We start from the raw sequence: 1,167 nt of genomic DNA, 5'->3' as shown, positions 1-1,167 counted from the left end.
GACGACTGCCCGCCCGGAGTGCTCCGTTGAGGTCTTACACCGTCTCCACAGGCCGACACCGCCAGTCCGGCGGCCAGAATGTTGCGGGCTGCGTTGACGTCCCGGTCGTGGGTCGTCCCGCAGTCGCACGTCCATTCGCGGACGTTGAGCGGCATCCTGCCTTGCAGGGTGCCGCAGGCCGAGCACAGCTTGGAGCTGGGGAACCACCGGTCCACGGTGATCACCTCGCGTCCGTACCAGTCGGCCTTGTACTCCAGCATCGACCGCATCTCGGTCCAGCTCGCGTCCGCGATGGCTCGGGAGAGCCTGCGGTTCCTGAGCATGTTCCGAACGGTCAGGTCCTCGATCACGACCACTTGGTTGTCGCGGACGAGTCGAGTGGTGAGCTTGTGCAGGAAATCCCTTCGCCGGTCGGCGATCCGGGCATACACCCGGCCGACCTTGAGCCGGGCCTTCTCCCGGTTCGCGCCGTCCCCCTCGGCCTTACGGGCAAGCTCCCGCTGGGCCCTGGCCAGACGTTCCCGGTCCTTGCGCTCGTGCCTCGGGTTGGTGATCTTCTCCCCGGTGGAGAGCGTCACCAGCGCGGTGATGCCGGCGTCGATGCCCACCGCATGGTTGACCGGCGCGGGCACGGTGGGCCGGTCGTCGCACAGCATCGAGACGAACCAGCGCCCCGCACTGTCCTGCGACACGGTCACCGTGGACGGCGAAACGCCCTCGGGCAACGGCCTGGACCACACGATCGCCAGCGGCTGCGTCATCTTCGCCAGTGTCAGCCGGCCGTCGCGGAACCGGAACCCGCTGGTGGTGTACTCGGCGGACTTGCGGGACTTCTTCCGGGACTTGAACGTCGGGTACTTCGCCCGCCTGGTCCAGAAGTTGGCGAACGCCCCTTGCAAGTGCCGAAGCGTCTGCTGCAACGGGACACTGGCGACTTCGCAAAGGTAGGCCAGTTCCCCGGTCTTCTTCCAGCCGGTCAGCATCGCGGATGTGGCGTTGTAGTTGACCCGCTCCTGGCGCAGCGTCCACGCCTCGGTGCGGGCCGCCAGCGCCAGGTTGTAGACCTTGCGCACACACCCGAACGTGCGCGACAGCTCAGCCGCCTGCGCATCCGTCGGGTAGAAGCGGTACTTGAACGCCCGCTTCACGTGGGTCGTGGTCACGCTC

At 67.3% G+C, this 1,167-nt stretch carries 1 protein-coding gene; it reads right to left on the bottom strand.

Features of this window, described 5'->3' with window-relative positions; all coding sequences use genetic code 11:
• Window positions 1-1,163: RNA-guided endonuclease InsQ/TnpB family protein (locus OP86_RS32475; protein ID WP_033334477.1), on the bottom strand; the 1,163-nt coding region annotated here is incomplete at its 3' end.
• Window positions 1,164-1,167: the final 4 nt, after the last annotated feature.

The sequence above is a fragment of the Streptomyces novaecaesareae genome (assembly GCF_000716875.1).
GTDB classification, from domain to species: Bacteria; Actinomycetota; Actinomycetes; order Streptomycetales; family Streptomycetaceae; genus Kitasatospora; species Kitasatospora novaecaesareae.
This window is presented reverse-complemented; position numbering and strand designations above follow the sequence as displayed.